Here is a 24,525-nt window from a genome sequence, read left to right as displayed (position 1 = left end):
AAGAAACGAGTAAACCCATGACAACTTTCCCCGCCAACTTCCTCTGGGGTGCCGCTACCGCCGGCCACCAGATTGAAGGAAACAACGTCAACAGCGACTGGTGGGCACGTGAACTGACCATGCCCGGCATGGAGCTCTCCGGGGACGCGTGCGACAGCTACCACCGTTACCGTGAGGACATTGACCTGCTGGCCGATGCCGGCCTGACCTCGTACCGCTTCAGCCTGGAGTGGTCGCGGATCGAACCCGCACCCGGAGCCTTCTCCAAGGCAGAACTTGCCCATTACCGGCGCATGATCGAGCACTGCTTTGCGCGGAACGTCACCCCCGTGGTCACCTTGCAGCACTTCACCACTCCCCAGTGGTTCGCGAACGACGGCGGTTGGCTGGCTCCGGACGCATCGGAAAAGTTCCAGCGCTACGTCAAGGAAGCCACTACCATCCTGGACGGGGTGGAGTGGGTGGTGACCATGAACGAGCCGAATATGCAGGCCGCCATCATGACAGCCATGCGCCGCATGCAACTTGCCGGGGACGCCCAGTGGCAAAGCCCCACTGTCGAGGGCACCGAAGAGACCAAGCAAACACACAGTGACTTCCTGACCTACGCTGACCCGGAAATAGGCAGGGCATTTACGACCATCCACCACGCCGCCCGGGAAATCATCCGCGCGAACACCTCCGCCAAGGTTGGATGGACAATTGCAGCCGGCGCGCTTACTGCCGCCCCCGGTGGGGAGGAAAAGCTGCTGGAGATCCGCTTCGGCAAAGAGGACGTCTACTGGGAAGGCAGCCGCGGCGACGATTTTGTTGGCGTGCAGGCCTACTCCAGCCAGCAAGTGGATGCCAACGGGCTCGTCCCGCACCCGCCGCACCCTGAGAACACCTTGGTGGGCACCGCGTACAGGCCCGATGCTTTGGCCATGGCCGTGAGGCACGCGTGGGAGGTCACCGGAGGCGTCCCCGTGCTGGTCACGGAAAACGGCATCGCCACCGCTGATGACGAGCAACGAATCCGGTACACCGCTGAAGCGTTGCAAGGCCTCCACCAGTGCATGGCTGACGGCATTGACGTTCGCGGCTACCTGCACTGGTCCCTGTTGGACAACTTCGAGTGGGGTCACTGGGAACCGACCTTCGGCCTGATTGCTGTGGACAGGGAGACTTTCGTCCGGTCACCAAAACCCAGCTTGGCCTGGCTTGGCCGGGTGGCCGAAAGCAACAACCTCGACGTCGAGGTTTCAGCATGACAACAGCCTTCACCGACGCTTCACTCACCCCGGTCAGGGACCTGCTCTCCCTGGCCGGACGCCGGGCAGTTGTCACCGGCGGGGCCCAGGGTTTGGGCAAAGCCATCGCAGTACGACTTGCCGAAGCCGGCGCCGACGTACTCATCGGGGACGTCAACGCCGATCTCGCCAAGGAGACCGCAGCCGGAATTGCCGATCGCTTCCCCATCCGGGCCCTCGGCTTTGGCATGGATGTCAGCGACGCCGGGTCGGTGCGTCTCGGAGCACAGGAAGCCCTGGAGTCTTTCGGGGGCATCGACATCTGGGTAAACAATGCCGGCATCTTCCCCAGCGTTCCGGTCCTGCAGACCAGTGACAGCACGTGGGAGCAGGTCTTCGCCGTGAATACCCGCGGCGTCTTCAATGGCTCCCGCGAGGCCGCCCGCCATATGTCAAACGGTAAAAACGGTGGCGTCATCATCAACATCGTTTCCACCGCGGGGTTCGGCGGGACGGCGCCAGGCTTGTCGGCCTACGTTGGATCCAAGCACGCAGTTCGCGGCATGACCAAACAAATGGCCTTGGAATTTGCGCCCATGGGGATACGGGTGCTCGGTGTGGCTCCCACCTTCGTACCAACCGAAGGCAACATGGCCGCTGCCGCCCAACACGCCCCCTCCAGTGGAACGGCGACCATGGACGTCATGACGAACAGTCTCATTGGCCGGCTCGGAACGCCGGACGACATCGCACGCGTCGTCCTGTTCTGTGCGAGCGACCTGTCCACCATCATGACGGGCAGCACGCTTTTGGCTGACGCCGGCCAGACCATCTAGCACCAAGGGCGGACAACTCGTCGGCCGGTTACGCGTGCTTCAGCAATGCGCACGTAACCGGCCGATTTTCCACTATCCAGGAAAGTGCAGAATGCCGGCTGATGAGTCACCAGTGCAAACCAAAAAAGCCAAAGCAACAATTTATGATATAGCACAACAAGCCGGGGTTAATCCTTCAACAGTTTCCAGGGCCCTCAGTAATCCCGGAAGAGTCAGCCCGCGAACCCGGCGGCTTGTTGAAATAACTGCCGAGGTTCTCAATTTCAAAGCGAACCATTCGGCACAAGCCTTGCAAACCGGATCAACAAGAATGCTGGGACTTCTTGTTTCAGATATAACCAATCCAAACTTCTTTGGCATTCTCCGGGAAGCAGGAAGAGTAGCAACGCAGCAGCAGTACAGCGTGGTGCTTGGCAATGCGGCTGAATCCGCTGCCACCGAATTGTCAGCCGCGCGGCGGCTTATCAAAACCGTCGACGGCCTCATCCTGGTCAGCCCCCGCATGAGTGAAAACAACCTTCAACTACTTGCCGCCACAAAGAAGGTTGTCGCCATCAACAGAGAGGTCAGCGGCATAGACTGCGTTGTCCCTGATCCGGACAGGGGCGTCAGCCAGGCAGTCCGTTTTCTGGCGGGGAACGGACATCAGAAGATCGTGTTCGCCGCCGGACCAGAGATGTCCTGGATGTCAGCCCGGCGCTGGGACGCGGTATCCGATGCGTGCGAGTGGTGCCACGTCACCGCAGAGCGCATCGAGTCCACATCCCCCACCATTGACGGTGGCAGAAAACTGGCCCGGACCATCAAAGCCTCAGGAGCTACGGCCGTGATCACGCACAACGACCTCATGGCTATTGGCCTGATGCACGAGCTTCAAGGTGCCGGCATGGCCGTTCCCGAAGCCATCAGCATCGTGGGCTTTGACGACATCTTTGGCGCTGACTTCACCACCCCGTCCTTGTCGAGCATCAGATCCCCGCTGGGAGAGTGCGGATCGCTGGCCGCCGGGCTGATTCTGAACTCCTTTGCCGGCACTCCGCAGGAGCCCAAAAGCGTGATGGTGGACACGGAACTGGTCATCCGAGGATCTGCAGGTCCGGCAAGGAGTGCGCCATAAGTGACCTGCAAACCGAGTGCAGGTCAATTTTTAATCGCTTTCGTTCTCGTGATACCACACTTTCGAAGAAGACGTACTGTATCTATGGTGTGCCACTCAGTTTTCAATTACTCTTTATTCATGGACTCCACAACGTCACCCCGGAAACGCTACGCGAAGACTCTTGAGCGACGTTCGGCCGTTGCCCGGGCAGCCCTGGACATTGTCCTCGAGAAGGGTCACCGGGCTTTGACCACAGCTGAAGTTGCAGCGCGTGCATCCATGAGCGAAACTGCAATGCTCTACCACTTCCCCACACGCGATCACATCCTCGTGGCAGCAATGGAGCTGGCAGACCAGGAGTATCGCGCAATCCTCACAGCAGAGTTCCATGTCCTTGACGGAGGAAGCTCCGACTGGCCACCACCGGCAATGGCGCACCTGACGCTGGATGATCAGGCCACAACCCGCCTGTTCCTTTCCCTCAGCGCGGAGGCGGTGGATCCCGGACACCCGGCCCATTCCTACCTGAAGGCCCACCACGAACAGGTGGTCTTTGAGTTCGCGGAAGGAGTGAGGAGACGCCAGGCAAAGGGGCTCGCGGATCCAGCGTTGGACCCGGAAAAGGTTGGCCGCCAAATGATGGCAGCCTGGAGTGGCCTGCGGATGCAGTGGCTCATTGATCCCACCCTTGATCTCACCTCAGCAGTTTCCCAGGCGTTCCTCGCACTTAATGGGCACCCGCTCATGAAGTTCAAGCAGCAACTAACAGAGCTTATGGCCACAAGCCAATAGGCAGTTTATCAAAAGCACCTCTCAGGACCTCCTAAAATAAATTCCACCGCCTCGATCTTCGAAATACATTGTTTCGTGCATCAGGGGGCTATTTGTCGTTCCCTGAAGCGAAACCTGCGGAAGAGATTTAATCTTTAGAACATTTCTTGGCAATCGGTTGCCTTTTTGTTTTTCCAATGCTTTGCTAGTGATGTCGGTCACCCCCGACTGAACGGCCCAGACAATGGTCCCCCATAAATCTCCAAAAGCTTTTCCTCAATGACAAAGGAGTCCCGAGACATGTTTCCTGTCTTGTCCCGAACCACATCACTGACCCGTGCGGTCGTAGCCTCAGTCGCGGTGGCGGCACTACTCTCCACAGCGGCCTGCTCAACTTCCGAACCAGCATCGGAGGCAAGCAATTCCTCACGCAACGAGGAGCTCAGCATTGCCGTTCAAGCCCAGCCGGCTTCGTTGGACCCGGCCCAGCTCGCTGAAGGACAGCAGTCCTACATTTGGGCATCCATTTTCGACACCCTTCTCATGGTGGACAAGGACAACAAGATCCGTGCGAACGCGGCCGAGAGCTGGGAATATTCAGATGACCTCCGCACGCTGACCCTCAAGCTTCGCAGCGACCTGAAGTTTAGTTCCGGAGACGCCGTCACCTCCAAGGACGTTGCAGCAACCTTGGAGAGGACCAGGACGACACCGGGCCAGCAACAGCCCAAGCTCGCCAAGGTGTCTTCGATTTCCGCTCCCGATGCGTCGACGGTAGTCATTCAGCTTTCCGCTCCTGAACCATCGCTGCTGAACTATCTGGCGCAGGCCACAGGCGTTATCGGCGACGCGGACACGCTGGCATCAGAGACCACCAAGCTCCGCCCAACAGCCTCAGGACCCTACGTCCTATCGGACAAAACTGTGGACGGCACCGAGTACGTGATGGAACGCCGGGATGACTACTGGAACGCCTCGGTCTACCCCTTCAAAACCGTGAAGGTCAAAGTCATCCAGGACAGGACCGCCCAGTACAACGCGCTCCAGGCAGGGGAAGTAAAGGCAGCCCTGATTCAGGCCCCCCAACGCAAGCAGGCCGAAGGTGCGGGATTCACAGTCAAGGAAGTGCAGGCTACGGCCGCTCTTGTTCTCGTCCTGGCCGATCGAAAGGGAGAACTCGTTCCTGCCCTGGGCAATGTAAAGGTGCGCGAGGCCATCAACATGGCATTTGACCGGGCACAGGTGGTGAAGGCCCTCCTCAACGGACTAGGCAAGCCTACGGTCCAGGTGTTCGACCCCAACAGTGGAGCCTACGATCCGGGGCTTGAAGATGCCTACAGCTTCGATCCTGCGAAGGCACGCAAACTATTGGCCGAGGCCGGATACGCCGACGGTTTCTCCATGACGATGCCAAGCACGGTCATCTCCCAGTCCTTCGAGCCTGTGATCACGCAGGCTCTTGCGGACATCGGTGTGAAGGTGACGTGGGAACCCGTGCCTCCGCAGAATACAGCGTCATCAATTGCTTCGAAGAAGTACCCGGCAGTTCTTTGGTTCTACGGTCTGAACAGCGCCGGCCGTCAAGTCGGCGACATGTACGCCCCTGAAGCCTTCCTCAACCCCTTCAAGTGGCAGGACCCCGAGTTCGACACGTTGCTGCAGTCCATTGCCACCGAACCGGACGATACAGCCCGTGATGCTCTGTATAAGAAGGTCAACGAATATACCGTAAAGCAGGCATTGAACGCACCGATCGCCTACGTAGGCACGCTCTGGGCCACAGCTCCGGGCATTGATTTCCTCCCTACCGGGGTGGTTTTGCCTACCGTACGTGACTTCGGCCTGTCCGGAAAATGATGCTAACCAGGAGCTCAGGGACGCCGAAGGAAAAGCCGGGGGTCCACTCATGATCAGTTACGCCCTACGACGACTTGGTGCAGGCATTGTCCTTGCCCTGCTCGTCACCTTAATTACCTTCTTCCTCCTCAGCGGCTCCTTGGAATCCGTTGCCCGCGAACGGCTGGGGGCTACTGCGACTCCGGAGTCCTTGAAGGCACTGATGACCGAACTTGGCTTCGATCGGCCAGCCATCGTCCAATACCTGGACTGGCTCGGCTCCGTCCTGACCGGGGATTTCGGTACCTCCCTTTTCACCAGTCAACCCGTAGCCCCGGCCGTTGCCGCCCGGCTGGGTGTGACCCTGTCGCTCGTGGTCACAGCGCTCATCGTCACTGTGATCGTCAGCGTTGCGCTGGGCGTCTGGGCAGCCACAAGGGGTGGACTGGCTGACAAGGTCTCCCAAGGCTTGTCCTTGATTGGTTACGTCGTCCCCGGCTTGCTCATCGCCATTGTCCTGGTGGCTGTTCTCGCGGTGAATTTGAAGTTGCTGCCGGCAACCGGGTTCACTCCTTTCGCTCAGAATCCGGGGAAATGGGCCACGTCGATCACCATCCCCGTCATTGTGCTCGTCATCGGTGGAGTGGCCAGCATGGCCGCACAAATCCGCGGCTCAATGATCGGGGAGCTCAGGAAGGACTACGTCCGTACGCTGAGGACCCGCGGGGTACCAACACGCTCAATTGTTCTTCGCCACGCGCTTCGGAATGCGGCGAGTCCTGCCTTGACGGTCCTGTCCCTTGAATTCATTCAAATGCTCGGTGGTGCGCTCATCATCGAGAACGTGTTCGCGCTTCCTGGCTTCGGCGCCTACGCATTCAACGCCTCCCTCCAAGGCGATATCCCCATCATCATGGGCATCACCCTGTTCAGCGTCATGTTGGTGGTCATGGTGAACCTCATTACAGACGTCGTGAACGGCTGGCTCAACCCGAAGGCGAGAATCTATTGAGCATCGAAGAACTCAGCGTGGATCCGGGGCTTGCATCCCCACCCCGGAAATCTCCGCTAAGGAAACTCGCCAAGGATCCCCAGGCCATCATCACTTCGGTTCTGCTGCTTGCCATCATCATCCTGGGTCTCCTGACGCCGTTGATCGCGCCGCATGATCCCAATGAGGCCCAACTCAATGCCATCAACGCGACACCCGGGACCCCGGGGTACATTTTGGGGGCCGACCAAAACGGGCGCGACATCGCTTCGCGGCTTCTGCATTCAATCGGTACAAGCCTGATCGCAGGATTAATCGGTGCCAGTGTTGCCTTGACCATCGGCGTCACCTGTGGCCTGATCGGTGGGTATTTCGGCCGAAAGCTGCGCAGCGCAACGGAGTGGATTTTCAGCCTCATCATGACATTTCCGGGGCTCTTGCTGCTAATAGTCCTGATGCCGGTCACCAAGGGCGACTACCGGGCTACCATGCTCATCTTTGGGGTACTGCTCTCCCCCGGCGTGTACCGTATCGTCAGAAACCTGGTCCTTGGGGTCAAGAACGAACTCTACGTTGACGCTGCGCGGGTATCGGGGTTGTCCAACCTGCGGATTCTTGGACGGCATGTGTTGTTTGCTGTCCGCGGTCCCATCATCGTTGCCACCGCATTTCTTATCGGCTCCGCAATCAGCCTCCAGTCGGGCTTGGCCTTTCTCGGAGTAGGGTCAACACTGGTTCCCAGCTTTGGCGCGATGATCGCCGATGGCTTCACAAATCTCTACGTCGATCCCACCCAATTCATCTGGCCCAGTGTCATGCTCGGGACTCTGACAGCTTCCCTTGTATTGCTGGGCAACTCACTAAGGGACGCCTTTGAGGGCGTCAAACTCACGCCCGTGAAAGCCCGGGCCGCACAAGCCGGCCGCACCCCCGCGAAGGACGCCGTCCAGGGCTCGACGACGGACGTGCTGTCCGTCCGCGACCTGGGCATCGCTTACCCCACACCCTCGGGCGAACTCAAGGAAGTAGTGAAAGGGGTCGAGCTCACGTTACAGGCAGGTGAAACCCTGGGCTTGGTGGGTGAATCCGGCTCAGGAAAGACACAAACAGCTTTTGCCATTCTTGGTGTGCTTCCGCCTGAGGCCGTGGTCACGCATGGTTGGGCACAGTTGGCTGGCCGCAATTTGATTGGCCTTACCGAACGGGAGTTCCGTACCCTTCGTGGACGCGACATTGCCTACATACCCCAGGAACCCATGTCCAATCTGGATCCCTCCTACACAGTGGGCGCCCAACTCGTCGAAGGCATACGCGCCTCTGCACAGATGTCACGGCGGGAGGCAAAAGCAACAGTAATGGAGCTTCTGGTGCGTGTTGGAATTGAACATCCTGAACGGACTTTTGACTCTTATCCCCACCAGATCTCCGGCGGAATGGCCCAACGCGTCCTCATTGCAGGTGCTGTGGCCAGTCGTCCCAAACTCCTCATCGCCGATGAACCCACCACTGCCCTGGATGTCACTGTCCAAGCCGAAATCCTGGACCTTATCAGGGACCTGCAAGCCGAAATGGGCATGGCCGTGTTGCTAGTGACACACAACTTCGGCGTGGTGGCAGACATCTGTGACCGGATCGCCGTGATGCAGGACGGCCGGGTTGTGGAATCAGGGACAGCACTGGAGCTCTTCCGGGAACCTCAACATCCCTACACGCAGATGCTCCTCGGATCCATCCTTGACGAACACACCGTTCGGACCGACCAACCCATTCCCGTCTCGGCGGCTATTTCGGGGAGTAATTGATGACACCGCAGTTGTTGAACGTGGAAGACCTTCGCGTCGCCTTCAAGGGCCGGGGCTTCAGGCCCAGGGAAGTGGAGGTCCTGCACGGAGTTTCCCTGTCAATCGCCAAAGGTGAGACTCTCGGCGTCGTGGGGGAATCCGGGTCCGGCAAAACCACCATTGGCCGGGCCGTCCTTGGGCTTGTCAAGCCGGCATCGGGCCGCATCACCTTCCAGGGTTCGGATATCACCCACGCCACGCCCAAGGAACGCCGTCAGTTGTCCAAAGACATCCAAGTGGTGTTCCAGGACCCCTACACGTCCCTCAACCCGTCCCTGACCATCGGCGACACCCTGAGCGAGCCCCTCATCGTCCAGGGAACAAGTGCATCTGAAGCCCGGACCCGGGTTCGGATGCTGTTGGATCAAGTCGGCCTGCCCGGGGACGCGGCTGAACGTTTGCCCCGGGAGTTCAGCGGCGGACAACGGCAACGAGTAGCCATAGCCCGGGCCCTTGCGCCCGAACCCAAACTCATTGTCTGCGACGAACCCGTCTCGGCGTTGGACCTTTCCACACAGGCCCGGGTCATGGACCTCTTCATCGACATCCAAAGGCGCACAGGCGTTGCCTACTTGTTCGTCTCACACGACCTGTCCGTGGTCCGGCACATCAGCCATCGGGTCAGTGTCGTCTACAGGGGGGACATCGTTGAAACCGGCCCCGCGGACCGGGTAACTTCCACACCCGAGCACCCCTACACCCAGCGACTGTTGCTGGCTGCACCCATCGCAGACCCCGTGGAACAGGAGAAGCGCCGGGCAGATCGGCACCGATTGGCTGAGCTGCACCGGGAACAACAAGTCCAGGCTGGAGTTGCAGGATGACGAATGGACCCGTGGATGAGGCACGTCGTCCCCAAGCTCCACTGCGGTGGGCTGTTGCCGGGGCCGGGACTATCTCCCGCAGCATAGTGCCGGATCTACAGCTCTTGCCCGGAAATCACGTGGAAATGATCTTCAGCAGAAACCCGGCGAAAGCTGCCGGTTTCGCAGAGGACTTCGGCCTGGACAGGTGGACCGATGACTTCGATTCGCTTGTCATGGACCCTGAGGTTGACGTTGTGTATCTGGCGACGCCGTTCGCTACCCATGCTGCCTTGGCGCGCCAAGCGCTGAATGCCGGCAAACATGTGGTTGTCGAGAAGCCCATGGCACTGAATGCGGATGAAGTGCAAGACCTCTTTGCGCTTGCCGAAAGCCAAGGGCTCTTCCTCATGGAAGCAATGTGGATGAAGTTCAACCCCGCATTCCAACACCTCTTCGAACTGCTCCGCACTGGAATCATCGGACAGCCTTCCAGCATCCGCGCAGGATTTGGCTTTCCCCTGATCGCCGATGGTGGCAGCAGATGGGATATTGAGCGCAGCGGAGGAACGCTCCTGGACCAAGGGATCTACCCGGTGACCCTGGCCCACTCAATCTTCGGTGAGCCAACATCCATAACGGCCAACGGCCGCCTGAGGGCCGACGGGCTCGACTTCGCCGAACATTTCACCCTTGACTTCGCAGGGGGCCAGTTTGCGCAATGCGCGAGTTCAATGACCGAATTCGTCGATCCCTCTGCCTCCATCAGCGGCGCCAAGGGCTGGATCACCATCCCAGGCATGTTCTGGACATCCACTACCCTCCAAATCCACGCAGGTTCCTGGGAAAAAATGTTCGCCCCTGAACCCATCGATCACGCCCGCGAGGGCAACGGCTATGTTCCCATGCTCAGAGCCGCCGGCGAAGCAATCCGTGCCGGCGATACCCAACACCCGGTACATCCGGCAAAAGACACGATTGCCGTGTTCCGCACCCTGGACACCATCGCAAGCCAGTTATCTCATTGACAGCCAAGCAGGAGAAAATACATTGCTTAAGCCCCGCTCTACAATTACCCGCGAACTTATCAACCTGGACGGCCTTTGGCGCTTTGCCGTGGAGAATCCCAACGTCCCGGAACCCTGGAAAGGTGTTCTGGGAGGAAATCTCGAGGCCGCCGTACCGTCGAGTTACAACGACCTTTTTGCCGACCAGAAGATCCGGGACCACGTGGGCTGGGTGTGGTACCAGCGGACCGTCCGTGTACCGCGGGGCTGGACCGGCGAAAGAGTTTTGCTCCGCTTGGACGCAGCCACGCACGAGGGCAAGGTCTATGTTGACGACGTCCTGGTAGCCCGGCACGTAGGCGGCTACACACCTTTTGAAGCAGACATCACGGACCACCTCTCGCCCGGAGATGAATTCAGGCTCACGGTTGGGGTGAACAATGAACTGACCAGTGCCACTATCCCCCCGGGCAGCATCAGCGTCAGCCAGGACGGGCGACGCCAACAGACCTACCTGCATGACTTCTATAACTACGCTGGCCTGGCACGGTCAGTGTGGCTCTACAGCAAACCAGAACGCCACATCAGCGACATCACTGTTGTTACCGGCGTTATTGGCCGAACCGGCGTCATAGATTATTCAGTCGAAACAAGTCACAAGACGCCGGTCCGCGTCCGCGTTTTGGATGCTGCAGGCCAGGAAGTTTCATCGGCCGAAGGCACTCAGGGGACACTCACTATCGAGGATGTCTCGCTGTGGCGGCCAGGCGCAGCCTACCTTTATAACCTGGTGGTAGAGCTCCTCGACGGCGAAGACCTCCTTGACAGTTACACGGAACCGTTCGGTGTGAGGACGGTGGAAGTCCGCGGGACCCAGTTCCTCATCAATGGAGAGCCCTTCTACTTTACGGGCTTCGGCAAGCACGAGGACACGGCCGTCCGGGGCAAGGGTCACGATAACGCCTACCTTGTGCACGACTTCCAGTTGTTGGACTGGGTGGGAGCCAACTCGTTCCGGACCTCGCACTACCCCTATGCGGAGGAGGTGCTGGAATTCGCGGACCGCCACGGCATCGTCGTCGTCGATGAAACCGCAGCCGTTGGGCTGAATCTGGGGGTCCAGGGAGGGCTCACGGGGGTGGGCCCGAAACCCACATTTTCACCGGAAACCTTCAACCACGAAACCCAAGCTGCCCACGCGCAGCACCTTCGCGAGGTCATCTCACGCGATAAGAACCATCCAAGCGTTGTTATGTGGAGTATCGCCAACGAACCGGCCTCCAACGAGGACGGGGCAAGGGAGTTCTTCGAGCCTCTCGTCCAGCTCGCCCGCGAGCTCGATCCAACCCGTCCCCTGACCTACGCCGCAGTCATGTTTGCCACCTTCCAGAACGACAAAATCGCGGATCTCTTCGACGTCCTGAGCATAAATCGCTACTACGGCTGGTACATCTTTACCGGGGATCTTCAGAGCGCAGAAAATTACCTTGAACGTGACCTCCGCGGTTGGGTGGAGGCCTTCGGCAAGCCCATCATGATGAGCGAATACGGGGCAGACACCATGCCGGGACAGCACTCCATCTGGGACATGCCTTGGAGCGAGGAATACCAGCAGTCCTTCCTGGCCATGAACCACCGGGTCTTTGACAGGATTGACGGCTTTGTAGGGGAACACGTCTGGAACTTTGCCGACTTCCAAACGTCCAACGGCATCCACCGTGTGGACGGCAACCGTAAGGGTGTTTTCAGCCGGGATAGAAAACCAAAAGCAGCAGCACACGCCCTGCGTGCCCGTTGGACTGGTCTCAAGCGTGCCAAGCCCGTGGTGGACGAAACAGCGGTCCCCGAAAACTTAACAGCCCAGCTCAAAGCAGCACCGGCTCTCGAAGGAGCAAAATGACCAACCACACCAAGGCACTGACCGGCTCCCGCCCTATTCGGGAATGGCTTGCCCATCCCGCTGGCGGTCCCCTTCTTCGGGGAATGCTAAAGGAGGCAGGTCAGGACGAATCAGCCCTGAAACCCATCGATCACCTTGCCCTGCAACAGCTCGTGGAACTCGGTGGCGGACAGTTCCCGCAGTCTTTGCTTGATCATCTGGTCAGGGAAGCAAATGGGGGAATCGAACCAGAGGCGGACGCCGAGGACATCGACGACACCCTTTGGCGAGAACGCATCACCGATGGCAGATTCCTGGGTAAGACTGTGATCGTCACGGGCGCCGGCTCGGGTATCGGCCGGGCCACTGCCTCCAGGATTGCCAGGGAAGGCGGCAGGGTGATTGCCGTAGACATCGCAGCTGCCCGACTTGAGGCACTGGCGATGGATCACCCGGAGGCTGAGGTGGTAACCGTCCAGGCTGACATCACCAAGGAAGAAGACATTCTGAGGATTGTTGAAGCCGCTGGAGACCGGGTATATGCGTTGGCAAACGTCGCCGGAATCATGGACGACATGACCCCGTTGCACGAGGTGGCCGATGAGGTCTGGAACCGGGTGTTCGCGGTCAACGTGGACGGAATGTTCCGCCTGACCCGCGCCGTGCTTCCCATCATGATGGCCGCCGGGCGCGGTTCCGTCGTAAATGTGGCCTCCGAAGCCGCACTTCGTGGCAATTCTGCAGGACTGGCGTACACCGCTTCCAAACATGCAGTTCTCGGACTCACTCGCAGTACCGCCTTTATGTACGCGCCTCAGGGAATCCGCGTCAACGCAGTGGCCCCGGGCCCGGTTGCAACAGGCATCGAGGCCACCTTTGGATCCGAGCTCGGCGCGAACCGGTTGGGACCGTTCATGCAGATAATTCCCCCTGTTGCTGTGGCCTCGCAGTTGGCTGCCTCCATCACGTTCCTCCTCAGCGAGGACGGAACCAACATCTCCGGAGCCGTCCTGCCATCGGACGGTGCGTGGTCAGTTCAGTAGGCGCTGAACTGACCACGCTGTACCGCAAGCCACCATTCTCGGGTCACGTCCGCGAACGCCAGGATAACGTGAGGCTAGAACAGGGTTTCGCTTCGGATGACGTTGATCATGGGTGAAAGCAGTCGCAGGAGACTGATGGTTTGATCGTGTGCTTCGTCGTTTTGGCCTGTACGTGACCGTCCTCGACGACGGTCACGTACAGGCCGGCGTCGGCGGCTCCGCCCCGGAGAGAAGTTCGCCGACCGCCCCCAATTCACTTCCGCATGCTTACACCAGACCGCGATGATCGATACACCTGAAAAGTGATCAAGCGTATCCGCCACTACGAGACCCTGGGCGTGACGGAGTTCGGCCTCTGGTCCGACAACAGCCTGTCCCATGAAGAGAAGAAGCGCTCATTGAAACTCTTCATCGAACACGTAGTACACGCCTTCCAGGAAGTACCGGCAAACGCCGCCCCATAGTCTGGTGATGTTTTCACGAGCCAATGCCGGAGCGCTCTGAAATCCACCGAATCGGCCGTCCTGGCCAGCCGGGCATGCGCCTGGCTGGCTAGGCCGGCCGCAGAGGATGGCCACCGTTGGGCGCGGCGGCGGACTCAATCCTCGGCGTCGGAGCCTAACTCGCCCTGAGGGAAAAGATGCCGGCGGGCGGCGCCAACAAGCTGGCGTTCTACGCCTACTTGCAAAGAGGCGCCTCCCGCAGGCAGCGGTTTGCGCACCGGATCTCTTGGAAGGTTGCCTGCCCTATGCTTGGTCTGGATTGAATCGGATGTGCCAGGGAGGCCTTTCCCTTGAAACCGGAGGAACACGATGACCACAACGGATCCCGCCCACCGGTTTCGCGGCGGGACGCGCGAAGGTGAAGCCAGAGCACTGGTTGCACTGGTGACTGGGGCAACCTCCGGTATCGGGGCGGAAATTGCCAAGCGTCTCCGTCAGGACGGGTTCATGGTTATCATCAGCGGCCGCTCCGTCGAAAGGGGCGAACGCGTGGCACGCGAACTTGCTGACACCGTGCACTTTGTCCAGGCCGACCTCACGGCACCCCGCGCGGCGGAAGAGCTCGTGGAGACGACGATCCGGGTAGCCGGCAACTTGGACGTACTGATCAATAACGCAGCAGTGGATCACGTAGGACCGCTGCTCGAAACACCCTCCGACGAGATCCGGGAAACATTCGAAATGAATACCTTTGGAGCTATCTCCTGCCTGCAGGCCGCGGGCCGCGCCATGCGCGCCCAAGGCACGGGTGGCGCAATTATCAATATCACTTCCCGTTTGGCCAGCGTAGGCGTCCCCTCCATGTCGATCTATAGTGCCAGCAAAGGGGCCATGCTCGCCCTTACCTCTGCAGCAGCCGTGGAGCTGGCACCCCACAATATACGTGTCAACGCTGTCGCACCGGGCATGACAAACACGCCCCTTTACGCCGAATGGTTGTCGGCCCAGCCCAACCCGGAGGAAACCATGCGACATGTGGCTGGCGCAATTCCCTTGGGACGGATAGCCGAACCCGCAGACGTGGCCGCGGCGGTGGCTTACCTGGCAAGTCCCGCAGCCGCCTACGTCACCGGCGTCTCACTACCGGTCGACGGCGGCTACCTTGCCCAATAACTTCCTGCCCACCGCCTTCCAACTGCGCCAGCCCTATACTTGCCCATGATTCGGCGGGCGCACGACCGGCTCTATCGTTGCTCTACCCCGCACCAATCAGCGATGAACAGCGCAATCGCCCTGGTGACCTCGCGAAGTGATTCCACAGACACACATTCGTCGGCACCGTGTGTACGCTGGCACTCGGGTCCGAACACCAGCGATGGAGTGTTATCGAACAACCCATAGACCCGTGCGTCGAGATAGGCAGGAGTGGTAACGGTGCCCAATGGCCGGCCGTTGGCTGCGGCGAAGGCTCTGCCAAAGGAATCTTCTGCCTCGCTTCCGGGCTCCAAGGAGTAACCGTCTGAGTAAAACCCCGTCTTGGTAACGCTCGGTATAACGCCCCCGAGGGCTGGATTCTCCTGCGCCGCCCGTTCGATGGTTTCAAGTATTTCAGCCCATGCGTCCCCGGCGGCACGTCCCGGGGGAAAAGCTACTCGCATGCTGAACTCACACCAGTCCGGCACTGATGAAGTCCAATCGCCTCCATTTATCAGACCGACGTTGAAGTTGAACGGGTGTTGCAGCTCCTCAAAATACTTGACTGATTTCGAAGCCTGGTTCCACCTTGCTTCAACTCTCCGCAAGTCGGAGATAAGGGCGTAAGCGGCATCCACGGCGTTGAAGCCTTCGGACATCTCGGCTGCATGAGCGGCTTGTCCGGCAAGGCGGACTTTGAACCATATGACACCGACGTGTGCCCTGACCAGCTCGCCGCCCACTGGCTCCGGGATCAAGACCGCATCTGCGTGATAGCCGTGCTGGAGAGTTGAAACAGTGCCGTTGCCGGTGCTTTCTTCTTCAGGTACGGACTGCAGATGAACTCGGCCCAGAGGGCGCAGACCGGCAGCCTGCACGGCAGCCAAAGCGAAAGGGGCAGCTGCCAATCCTGCTTTCATGTCCGCAGCTCCTCGGCCATAGAGCCACCCCTCAGCTATCACCGCGTTGAAGGGTCCGCGGCTCCAGAGCTCGGGCAAGCCCGTCGGTACGACGTCAACGTGTCCGTTCAGTATCAAGCTGCGTCCTGTCTCCACTTCCGGAGTATAGGTACCGACCACGACTTCACTGCCGGAATAGTCGACGTCGATTGCGCCCGCGGCCGGGTGGAGAGCAAGTTCCGCAGGGTCGAGGGTCCACCTGTCGATGGACAGCCCCAAACTCCTGTACCGGGACTCCATCAGGTCTTGGGCCGCCTTCTCAGAACCCCGCAAAGAAGGGGTTTCGACCAAGGAAACAGTGAAGGCCAACTGTTCATCGAAGGCTGCATCTACAGCTGAAAGAATGGCGTGTCGTTGCTGGGGCGTTGTCATGGAGTCCTTTCAGGAACCTCGGCGTTTTTCAGGAGCCAATCATGGCGGGAGAGTCGACGGGCAGGTTTTTTAGCCTGTAACGTTCCAGTGCCGCGACGCCAGTGGCCGTAGCGATGACGAGCAGCGCGTAGAAGGCAGCTACGCTCCACGGCCCGGTGGCCACCAACAATGCCTGGGCTACCAATGGGGTGGAGCCACCAATGATCGTTGCGCACAGTTGATAGGCGATCGATACTCCGGTGTAGCGTACGTGGATCGGGAAAGCGGCGGCCAGGGTCGAGGCCAACAGGGCATAGTAGGCCGACCCACCGAAAACATTCAGGACCATCATGGTGGCTAAGAACACGATGTTGCCTGACAAGAGCGCGAGGAACAGTGGCACAATCATCAACAGAGCAAGGCCCAAAGCACCGAGCATTAGTTTGAGAACACCGATTCGTTCGGCAATCCGCGCTGCCATAGGCTGCCAGATGAACTGGAGGATTGCGGTGGCAAGGAAGATATTGAGGATTACTTGACGGTCCATCTTCAATTGCCCAGTCGTCCAAGCGAGCAGGAAAGTGTTGCCGAAGTAGGCCGATGAGATTCCCAAAATGGATGCCAAAACTCCAAGCATCACGGCCGTGCGTGCAACACGAAACACGGTCACGACCGGGACTTCAGCGACCTTCCGGCGTGCCTTCGCCTCGGTGAAGGCCGCAGATTCCTCTACTTTGGCCCTGATGACCAGCCCTACGAGCACAAGAACGGCGGAGAACAGGAACGGTATCCGCCATCCCCATGCCAGGAATTGCTCGTTGGGTAGAAGACCGACCAGCAGGAATGCCAGGGTCGCCAGGATCGAGCCGGCAGGTGAGCCCTGCTGCACCCATGTCCCTGCCCGCCCCTTGTTTTGTTCCGATGCATTCTCTGTGGCAAGGAGGACTGCGCCGCCCCATTCACCCCCAACTGCTATCCCCTGCAGTGCGCGGAGCACGATCAACAGCACAGGCGCGGCAATACCTATGCTGGCGTAGCCCGGGAGGACGCCGATCATGGCGGTAGCAATGCCCATCAGCATCAAAGTGATGATGAGCGTGTTTTTCCGCCCGATCTTGTCCCCGAAATGCCCAAAGATGATGCCGCCAAGCGGGCGAGCAAGGAAACCCACCCAGAAAGTGGCAAAAGACGCCATGAGAGCTGCACCCTCCGCCGCCTGAGGGTAGAAGACTTTGCTGAAAACCAAGGCTGCGGCAGTGCCGAAAATGTAGAAGTCGTACCACTCAATGGCGGTTCCGACGAAGGCCCCCAGAGTGGCGCGCCTTTGCGCCGTTGTGCGATCCGCCGGGATGTTGGCCATGTTGTCTCCTTGTTTGTCATAAAAAGAGGTGCAGGTCACTTCTACGACAACTATGGGCGGCCAGGACCTTTCAGTCATCGGTCATGTGACCGATGTTGCGACGTTTCGAAGTCTCTAGCATGTGGTGACCGTGTCACACAGTCATCATCCAGGAGAGTTCGTCATGCAAGAAGCAAAAGTTGTGGTTGTTACCGGTGCAGGCAGTGGGCTGGGCGCAGCAATTGCCGATACCTTCGCTGGACAAGGTGCAACCGTTGTCCGTGGGGATATCCGCTACGAAGGTGAAAGGGACTCCCGACTTTTCCTTGAACTTGACGTGGCTGACTCCACTTCGTGGGAGGACTTCGCTTCCTCCGTGGAGCGGCGTTTCGGCGCCATTTCCGTTCTGGTCAACAACGCCGGCGTCAGTAGTCGGACGGACTTGCTACGAACGTCTGACGAGAAGTGGGACCAGATCATCCGGACCAATTTGTGGGCTCCATGGAAGGGAATCAAAGTGTTCTCCCCCCAGCTTCAGCAAACCAACGGAACGGTCATAAATGTGGGTTCCATTTACGGCGAGACTGTGCCTCCCATGACTGGTGAACTGCCTGCTTCTGTCGCATATCAAGTGAGCAAGGCGGGGCTGCACAGACTGACGAAGGTGGCCGCCGTTGAGCTGGCCACCATGGGCATCCGTGTCAACGCAGTTATGCCCGGAGTCTTCAGAACGCCGCTACTGGAGGACCTCCCTGATTCCGAAGCCCGTCTTCGCATCGCCGGAGCACCCATGAACCGTGCTGGTCAAGTGCAGGAACTCGCCGCCGCCGTCGCGTTTCTCGCAAGCAACGAGTCCTCGTTCGTGACAGGTGCATTGCTACCGGTGGACGGGGGTTACCTCGCAGCGTCCTAGCCCATCCACCGCTTGCCCTAGCCACCACGCCCAAAGGTTATAAATAATGTCAAAGCAACAAATCAATATGCTGCAAACCCCGGCTTCCGTGGTTGCTCAACGTCGAGCAGTTCTGGCCGGGAGCTTCGGAAATCTTTTGGAACAGTACGACAACCTCGTATACGCCTACTCGGCCAGCCTTTTGGCAGTGCTGTTCTTTCCAACAGCAGAAGGCATCACAGGAATATTGGCAACCTTCGCCGTTTTTGCAGTTGGTTTCCTTGCCCGACCCGCCGGAACCCTGATTTTTGGCCATATTGGCGACAAAGTCGGCCGAAAACAGGCACTTATTGTGAGTGTGGGGTTGATGGGCGCAGCAACTTTACTGATTGGTTGCCTGCCCACCTACAACTCCATAGGCGCCTGGGCTCCCGCTCTGCTGGTTGCCGTACGCCTTATTCAAGGCGCCGCCGTCGCGGGTGAGTGGGCGGGCTCCGCCGCAATGCTTGTCGAGTACGCTCCCCCGCACCGCCGCGGCTTTTTTGGAAGCTTCAACCAAGTAACCACGGCGGCCGGATTTCTCCTTGCTTCCGCGGTCGTCGCCCTGAATTCCCTTTTCTTCGATCAGCAGGAGTTGATCGATTTTGGTTGGCGCGTACCTTTCCTGATTGGTGTACTCACGGCGGGCGTGGCAGTGTTCCTCCGTTTTGGCTTGGCCGACACCCCTTCGTTCCAAGCTGAAAAGGACGCGGGACAAACCGCAGACAAGCCATTACGGATTGCATTCACTACTCAAAAGCTGGCGATAGCAAAGGGATTTGGATTTACGGTCGGTTGGACTGTCGCCTACTTTTTCTTTCTCACCTACATACCTACGTATCTCACGACCGTCGCCGGGGTCTCTCCGAACGTAGCCAAGTCCTCCAACCTGGTGAGCCTCGCGGTCATGGTTCTTGCAATCGCCGGCTTCGGTGCTTTGTCCGACCGAATTGGCCGCAAACCCCTGTTACTCATCGGGTCAGGCGGTTTCGTCGTACTGAGTTATCCGATTCTCCTGATGTTCGGCACTGGAAACGACTTCTTGGTGTATCTCGCACAGATCGTGGTGGCTGTCATCCTGGCCGCATTTTCAGGCCCGGGCCCCGCAGCCCTGTCCGAGCTCTTTCCCACCAGGGTTCGCTACTCATCCCTGGGCATCGGCTACAACTTCTCCGTCATGCTCTTCGGTGGCACGGCCGCCTTCTTCGCTACAGGGCTCGTGACGGCAACGGGCGTCCCCGAAATGGTGGCTTTGCTTCCGATGGCCGCCGCTCTGGTAACCCTGCTCGTAGTCCTGCGGATGCCCGAAACTTTCCGCACTCCCCTTCGTTAGGACCAACCAATGCAATCAATCACCAACACGCCAGCTCTCTTCGCCGTTCAGGGCTCCTACTTGGACATGGGAGAGCAACTGGGAAAACAATCCGCCAACCTCATAGAGCAAAGTCTGAACGCATACGTCCAGCGTTTCAAGGACGATGCCGGGCTCACGGACAACGACATTGACCGTTGGGGCGAGCGGTATTGGCAAACCTTGAAAAGCTACAACACTGACATTGCAGCCATGCTCGAGGGCATGGCCAAGGGTTCCCGCCAACGCGTCGGACGACTTGCGGCTCTGAACGCGCGGACCGAGATACTCTATGGATCCGGATATACGGAAGAAGGATGTACTTCGGTTTCCGTCGTATCGACCCATACCGCAGATGGTCACACACTGATCGGACAGAATTGGGACTGGCATCCTGAGCAAGGGCCTGCCACCTTCCTTTTGGCGACCCGTGACACGAACGGCTTCTCGGTGTTGTCACTAACGGAAGCAGGCATGCTTGCCAAGTCAGGGTTGAACTCCGACGGACTGGGTGTCTGCGCCAACCTGCTTGTGTCTGACCGGGACACAGGCGGCCATGGTGTGCCCTACCACTACTTGCTTCGGGGGGTACTGCAAGCCAGGACCATGAGCAAGGCTCACAAAGCGGTTCTTGGGGTCAGCCGGATCTCTTCAGGCAATATTCTCCTGGCTGACGCCGACGGGGAATCAATCGACTTCGAGTTGGCTCCGGACGACTTCGGTTATCTCCTGCCGGCAGACGGAATGATTGTCCACGCGAATCATTTTGAAAGCGGGCTCAAACTCAAAGACCTGAAGGCTGGTACAAGCGCACTGACTCTTCTGAGGTCCTCCCGGTTGCGCCGACTACTGGAAGCCAAGGCCCAGGATCGCGCCGTCGAAGTCTCGGATCTGATCAGCGCCCTCAGAGACACCTACTCCTACCCTGACGGAATCTGCCGTTACCCGGACCCCGGGGTCCCAGGGAACGAACAGGTATCCACCGTCTATTCCGTGGTGATGGACCTCAACACCCTGGACTTCTGGATTGCGCCAGGTTCACCAAGTGAAAACCCGTACTCCAGATGGAATCTGCACTCCATCTTTACCCCTGGCCAGCAGCCGAGCCTTGAGTTCCACCCTCTGGAGGCTGCACATGTCCGCTAAAAGGGGAACCGTTTGCCTGACCTTCGATTTCGATGCCATCTCATTGTGGATTGCGAGGTCCATGACCTCGCCCGGCCCAGTGTCTCGGGGTGAGTTTGGTGCTTACGCCATCCCCAGAATACTTCGCCTGCTTTCGCGCTACGGCATCACCTCGACGTTCTTCATCCCTGGGCACACCTTGGAAAGCTATCCCCAAGAGAGCCAGTGGATAGCCGACGCCGGCCACGAAATCTCCCTGCACGGATACGCCCACGAAAACGTTTCGCTGCTGACGGAAAATGAAGAAAGGAGTATCAATGAACGAAGCATTGCCCTTATTTCGAAGCTGACTGGCTCGGCGCCCAAAGGTCATCGCACACCAAGTTTCGACTTCACGAACCACACAGTAGAAATCCTTGAACAACTGGGGATCGAATACGACTCATCCCTTATGGGTCAGGACTACCAGCCATACTTTGCGCGTTGCGGCGACCACTGCCCGCCCGACGCTTCCTTCGAGTTCGGAACGCCCTCTTCAATAATGGAACTGCCGGTTTCCTGGACCTTGGACGATTATCCACACCTTGAGTTTGTACGCACCAAGGACTTCGTCATGCCCGGGCTTGCAGATCCGCAAACCATGTTCAGATCCTTCCTCCGCGATGTGGAATTCATGGTCCGCGAGGAAGCCGGAGGAGTATGTGTGGTCACCCTCCATCCGCAAGTAATCGGCCGGGGCGGACGCCTCCTGGCCCTGGAGCAGTTCATTGAGCAGTGCCTGGACTTGGGCGTCACCTTCGAGACTTGCCTTAATGCGTCCAGGGACAAGCGAAAGGAGCTTCTTACGAAATGAAAGACCTCTCGCGCAAGTATCTGGTCATCGGCTCAGAGGGAGGTCTCGGGAAATCCGTAACCGCAGCCATGGAAGCCTCCAAACATTCTTTTACTGGCTTGGATCTGCCTGAAGTAGATCTGAAGGTCAACGGAACTTTGCGGCCAATGATTGAAACCAAGTGGCTGGATTCGGGTCCGTTCGACGGCTTGGTTTTTACGGCCGGAATGTTCCCGGCAATACTGGCGGACGAAACGAGCGAGGATCAGTTCGATGAACTCATGGTGGTCAATGCGCGCTCGGCATTGATTGCGATAACGACCCTGGCCCGGCTGGCTGCGGCTGAGTACCGGCAGTGCTCGGTTGTTGTCATCAGTAGCACCGCAGCGGCCCGGGCAAGGACCGGTACCACCGCCTACGCAGCTTCCAAGGCCGCCCTGGAAGCAATAGTCCGTGGAGTCGCACTGGAGAATTGTTCAAGGGGCTTTCGGGTAAATGCGGTCGCTCCAGGGTTTGTTGACGGTAGTTCTCCCCTCAACGCAGTCCCGCGGGATTATGTCGCCGCGCTCAGCACCGCTTCGCCTCACGGAAGGGTCGCGATCCCGCAGGACATCACACCAGCGATCATGTGGCTCCTTAGCGCGGAATCACACTGGGTCACTGGTCAGACACTTGTGGTTGATGGCGGCACCAGCCTTGGGGCGCAGAATGCTCCGAACTGGCTGACATAGTCACTCTGGAAGCAGTGTTACGCCCTTTCGGGCCCCACGGCGGGAGTAAAATTGACGAACTAAAGGTCACCCTAGGTCGCTGACAGGACTGGATGATGAATCGCCGCACTTGTGCTTCACTGCCCGCGAAAACGGATCATCAGATCATCGTGTGGGATGAAGACAACACTCAAACCACCAGCCCCGGATTTTTCGCTGCCAGAGCTTCCTTAGTTGACTACGCTGTCCGTGCTCTGAATAACAAGGTTTCCCACGTATCGTTCTTATTCGTCGATGGACGACACGTACGGAGAATACGTATTGAGACTGCAGTTGGCCACAGGCTTTCCACGGTTTTGACGGCCGAGTCCACAACTCCGCCCTTCGGATTAACGGTCAGAGAGCTCGAAGTGGCCTCCTGTGTAGCTGGCGGCCTTTCCAATCCCGAAATCGCGGAGCTGTTTCACTGTGCCCGACGAACAGTCGCTACCCACATCGAACACATCCTCACGAAACTCAACGTGGCCTCCAGAGCGGCTGTAGCTGCCTTAATCGCGGCAGCCAACGCTTACGTTGCGCCTCTGTGCACTACCAGGATCGAGTTACCGGAGGACCTTCGACAAGTTCTCCTCGCCCAGGTGGCGGAGAGGCGAGGAGCGGCAAGCCTTCAGCGGGCGGCGAGCAGGCGGCCTATTCGTCTGGCCTCAATCTTTCCAGAGGGAATCGCAGGCCGGCATGACGTCGGAAGCATGCGCCGCGGGTCTGAGCTTGCTGTTGCCCGGCTGAACCGGATCGGCGGTGTCAACGGACGCCTGGTAGAACACCTGGCAATTGAGAGCTCAGCAGAGAGTCTTGACCGGGTGGTGGGAAATATGCAGGACATCGATGTGGACGCATTCACGCTGGGAAACTTCCCGCTGCACGCTGCGTCCGCAGCGCTCCATGTCGCATCACTTAGCGGTACACCCTTGTTGCACGGCATGGTTAATCCGGCCCTGAGCCACGACGTGATGGAAAACTCTACGACGCTGGGAAACACCTTCCAGGTCTGCGCGACAGAAATCGCCTATCTGTCCGGTTTTTCCCGAACGCTTAGCATGTTCGTGGACACCGGACAATGGAAGCCCCCGGGCAAGTCTGTGGCCTTGGTGGTGCGGCAAAGTTCGCTGGCGCGGGCCAGCGTCGAAGACCTCCAGCGCGAGGTTGAAAACAGCGGATGGAAGGTCAAGCTGGTGATTACCGTTGATGACAGTGAACCCGACCTCGCCAAGGTGGCCGCCGACGTTTCACGGGCACGTCCGGCGGCTGCCTACATCTCCGTATTTCCAGAACGCGATCTCCAGGCCTTTATCGGCGCACTCAAGGCCTATGGAAGTCCTCCGCTGGTATACACCGCCTGGTCACCGACCGTTCCGAACTTTGCCGCCCGTCTGGGACCGTTGGCAGAAGGGTTGGTGTGGTCCACCGTCATCGGAACCTACGATGATCCGGTCAGTGCACCGTTCAGGAAGCTCTACACCGCCACTTATGCGCAGGATCCTGGTTCCGGCGGGGCGGCAATGCACTTTGACATGGTCAACGTTCTCGCTTCGGCCTGGTCACAAGTGAACGCTCCGTGGGATTTTGAAGTTGTCAAAGCGGCTCTCAGGAACACTGTCTACCGCGGAGCCGCAGGCCCCTATTACTTTGGCGGAGCTGGGCAAAGAGCACTGTCATTTCCGGATGACACCCTGGATGCCTCATTGGGGCACATGCACCTGGTCCATCAGATTCAAGGAGGCCTGAGCAAACTCATCGGACCGCCACCGTTGACAACCAACACGTTCGTCGCACTCGAGCCGGACCACAAGCCGTAAGAGTCAGAACGTGTTCCTATGGCGCCTGTTCTGCCCTTCGAGCTCGTGCATGCCGCCAAAGGACGGACCTGATTGACAGGCCCATCCTGGTGGTTCAAG

21 protein-coding genes and 1 pseudogene are annotated in these 24,525 nt (G+C 58.9%); 20 read left to right on the top strand and 2 right to left on the bottom strand.

The window, feature by feature from the left end; genetic code table 11:
• Positions 1–17 precede the first annotated feature (17 nt).
• From CQ020_RS14165 to CQ020_RS14105, 13 genes are all read left to right on the top strand, one after another.
• Positions 18–1,250 (top strand): glycoside hydrolase family 1 protein, encoded by a 1,233-nt coding sequence (locus CQ020_RS14165; protein WP_105692422.1) that lies wholly within the window; start codon positions 18–20, stop codon positions 1,248–1,250.
• The gene (locus CQ020_RS14160; RefSeq protein WP_105692421.1) at positions 1,247–2,065 is read left to right on the top strand and encodes an SDR family NAD(P)-dependent oxidoreductase; all 819 of its coding nucleotides are present in this window, start codon (positions 1,247–1,249) and stop codon (positions 2,063–2,065) included. The genes CQ020_RS14165 and CQ020_RS14160 overlap by 4 nt, the downstream gene beginning before the upstream one ends.
• 91 nt (positions 2,066–2,156) lie before the next feature.
• Positions 2,157–3,182 (top strand): LacI family DNA-binding transcriptional regulator, encoded by a 1,026-nt coding sequence (locus CQ020_RS14155; protein WP_105692420.1) that lies wholly within the window; start codon positions 2,157–2,159, stop codon positions 3,180–3,182.
• Positions 3,183–3,302: 120 nt separating this feature from the next.
• Entirely contained in the window at positions 3,303–3,956 is a 654-nt protein-coding gene (locus CQ020_RS14150; protein ID WP_181151885.1) for a TetR/AcrR family transcriptional regulator, read from the top strand.
• 279 nt (positions 3,957–4,235) lie between these two features.
• Complete coding sequence (locus CQ020_RS14145) at positions 4,236–5,792, top strand: ABC transporter substrate-binding protein (RefSeq protein ID WP_181151884.1); 1,557 nt, start codon at positions 4,236–4,238, stop codon at positions 5,790–5,792.
• A 49-nt stretch (positions 5,793–5,841) separates the two neighbouring features.
• Complete coding sequence (locus tag CQ020_RS14140) at positions 5,842–6,783, top strand: ABC transporter permease (RefSeq protein WP_105692417.1); 942 nt, start codon at positions 5,842–5,844, stop codon at positions 6,781–6,783.
• The gene (locus CQ020_RS14135) at positions 6,780–8,564 is read left to right on the top strand and encodes a dipeptide/oligopeptide/nickel ABC transporter permease/ATP-binding protein (protein ID WP_258141890.1); all 1,785 of its coding nucleotides are present in this window, start codon (positions 6,780–6,782) and stop codon (positions 8,562–8,564) included. The genes CQ020_RS14140 and CQ020_RS14135 overlap by 4 nt, the downstream gene beginning before the upstream one ends.
• A complete protein-coding gene (locus CQ020_RS14130) occupies positions 8,564–9,427 on the top strand; it encodes an ATP-binding cassette domain-containing protein (RefSeq protein ID WP_026540406.1) in 864 nt (287 codons plus the stop codon). Before CQ020_RS14135 ends, CQ020_RS14130 begins: the two co-directional genes overlap by 1 nt.
• Positions 9,424–10,434: a Gfo/Idh/MocA family protein gene (locus CQ020_RS14125; protein WP_081733265.1), complete on the top strand. Its 1,011-nt coding sequence runs from the start codon at positions 9,424–9,426 to the stop codon at positions 10,432–10,434. The genes CQ020_RS14130 and CQ020_RS14125 overlap by 4 nt, the downstream gene beginning before the upstream one ends.
• Before the next feature lie 22 nt (positions 10,435–10,456).
• Positions 10,457–12,313, top strand: a complete 1,857-nt coding sequence (uidA, locus tag CQ020_RS14120; RefSeq protein ID WP_105692416.1) for a beta-glucuronidase — start codon at positions 10,457–10,459, stop codon at positions 12,311–12,313.
• Complete coding sequence (locus tag CQ020_RS14115; RefSeq protein ID WP_105692415.1) at positions 12,310–13,335, top strand: SDR family NAD(P)-dependent oxidoreductase; 1,026 nt, start codon at positions 12,310–12,312, stop codon at positions 13,333–13,335. Before uidA ends, CQ020_RS14115 begins: the two co-directional genes overlap by 4 nt.
• A 302-nt stretch (positions 13,336–13,637) precedes the next feature.
• The gene (locus CQ020_RS14110) at positions 13,638–13,799 is read left to right on the top strand and encodes a hypothetical protein (RefSeq protein WP_238324863.1); all 162 of its coding nucleotides are present in this window, start codon (positions 13,638–13,640) and stop codon (positions 13,797–13,799) included.
• 348 nt (positions 13,800–14,147) lie between these two features.
• Entirely contained in the window at positions 14,148–14,951 is an 804-nt protein-coding gene (locus CQ020_RS14105) for an SDR family NAD(P)-dependent oxidoreductase (protein WP_105692414.1), read from the top strand.
• 71 nt (positions 14,952–15,022) lie between these two features.
• Here the strand turns inward: CQ020_RS14105 and CQ020_RS14100 are convergent, their stop codons facing one another.
• Both CQ020_RS14100 and CQ020_RS14095 read right to left on the bottom strand, forming a co-directional pair.
• Positions 15,023–16,303 (bottom strand): ArgE/DapE family deacylase, encoded by a 1,281-nt coding sequence (locus tag CQ020_RS14100; RefSeq protein ID WP_105692413.1) that lies wholly within the window; start codon positions 16,301–16,303, stop codon positions 15,023–15,025.
• Positions 16,304–16,331: 28 nt separating this feature from the next.
• The gene (locus CQ020_RS14095) at positions 16,332–17,642 is read right to left on the bottom strand and encodes an MFS transporter (protein ID WP_105692412.1); all 1,311 of its coding nucleotides are present in this window, start codon (positions 17,640–17,642) and stop codon (positions 16,332–16,334) included.
• 163 nt (positions 17,643–17,805) lie between these two features.
• On the opposite strand from CQ020_RS14095, the gene CQ020_RS14090 reads away from it, so the two are divergent.
• The 7 genes and pseudogenes from CQ020_RS14090 (at position 17,806) to CQ020_RS14065 (ending at position 24,426) form a co-directional block, all read left to right on the top strand.
• Positions 17,806–18,534, top strand: a complete 729-nt coding sequence (locus tag CQ020_RS14090; RefSeq protein ID WP_105692411.1) for an SDR family NAD(P)-dependent oxidoreductase — start codon at positions 17,806–17,808, stop codon at positions 18,532–18,534.
• 46 nt (positions 18,535–18,580) lie between these two features.
• Positions 18,581–19,885 carry an MFS transporter gene (locus CQ020_RS14085; protein WP_219844511.1) on the top strand — a complete coding sequence of 435 codons (1,305 nt, stop codon included), beginning with the start codon at positions 18,581–18,583 and terminating at the stop codon, positions 19,883–19,885.
• Between the two features lie 9 nt (positions 19,886–19,894).
• Entirely contained in the window at positions 19,895–21,049 is a 1,155-nt protein-coding gene (locus CQ020_RS14080; RefSeq protein ID WP_219844510.1) for a C45 family peptidase, read from the top strand.
• Complete coding sequence (locus CQ020_RS14075; RefSeq protein WP_105692410.1) at positions 21,039–21,881, top strand: polysaccharide deacetylase; 843 nt, start codon at positions 21,039–21,041, stop codon at positions 21,879–21,881. The genes CQ020_RS14080 and CQ020_RS14075 overlap by 11 nt, the downstream gene beginning before the upstream one ends.
• Complete coding sequence (locus CQ020_RS14070; protein ID WP_105692409.1) at positions 21,878–22,591, top strand: SDR family NAD(P)-dependent oxidoreductase; 714 nt, start codon at positions 21,878–21,880, stop codon at positions 22,589–22,591. Before CQ020_RS14075 ends, CQ020_RS14070 begins: the two co-directional genes overlap by 4 nt.
• Before the next feature lie 92 nt (positions 22,592–22,683).
• A pseudogene (locus CQ020_RS24770) lies at positions 22,684–23,103 on the top strand (response regulator transcription factor); the annotation flags it as partial.
• A gap of 216 nt (positions 23,104–23,319) precedes the next feature.
• Entirely contained in the window at positions 23,320–24,426 is a 1,107-nt protein-coding gene (locus CQ020_RS14065) for an ABC transporter substrate-binding protein (RefSeq protein WP_258141889.1), read from the top strand.
• The last annotated feature ends 99 nt before the right edge of the window (positions 24,427–24,525 follow it).

Origin of the sequence: Arthrobacter sp. MYb23 (assembly GCF_002979775.1) — a bacterium.
In the GTDB taxonomy this organism is placed as follows: domain Bacteria; phylum Actinomycetota; class Actinomycetes; order Actinomycetales; family Micrococcaceae; genus Arthrobacter.
Note: the sequence above shows the minus strand (reverse complement) of the source record. Positions and strands in the feature narration are given on the sequence as shown.